Consider the following 557-nt stretch of genomic DNA (forward strand, 5'->3'; position numbering starts at 1 on the left):
GTACCAGTCGGCGTGGTTGTAGCGGAACAGCGCGCCCGCCTCGCCCTGGCGGCCGGCGCCCGCGCCGTTGGCGCACAGGTACGCGGCCGCGGTGAACACGGCGTCCTCGGGGTCCCACGCGCTGCGCTCGCCGTCGTCGTCGCCGTCGACGGCGTAGGCGGCGAACGTCGCGGGCATGAACTGCATCGGCCCCTGGGCGCCGGCCGAGGACGGTCCCACGTCCGCCCCGTGCCCGCTCTCCACCTGCCCGACCGCGGCCAGCAGCGAGGTGCGCATCCCGGTGCAGGTGGCCGCCGCGCGCGGGTACAGCGAGGCGTAGTCGGCCGGCACCGAGCGCGCGTGCACCGAGGCCGTGGACGCCGTCGCGGTGCGCTCGGCGGCCGCCGCCAGCTGCGCGGCGCGCGCCTGCGCGGCCGCCAGCGCCGCCGCGGCGTCCTCCGCGGCCTGCAGCCGCGCCGCCTGCGCGTCCAGCGCTCCCACCCGCTGCCGGGCGGTGGCCAGGGCGTCCTGCAGCAGCGCCAGCTGCCCCGTCACCTCGCGCAGGCGGTCAGCACGAG

At 79.4% G+C, this 557-nt stretch carries 1 protein-coding gene; it reads right to left on the minus strand.

The features are described from left to right. Positions 1 to 534, minus strand: a 534-nt coding sequence (locus GTQ99_RS27350; RefSeq protein ID WP_205708144.1) for a lytic murein transglycosylase, incomplete at its 3' end; no start/stop codon positions are given. Between the last annotated feature and the right edge of the window lie 23 nt (positions 535 to 557).

Origin of the sequence: Kineococcus vitellinus (assembly GCF_009906315.1) — a bacterium.
Taxonomy (GTDB): domain Bacteria; phylum Actinomycetota; class Actinomycetes; order Actinomycetales; family Kineococcaceae; genus Kineococcus; species Kineococcus vitellinus.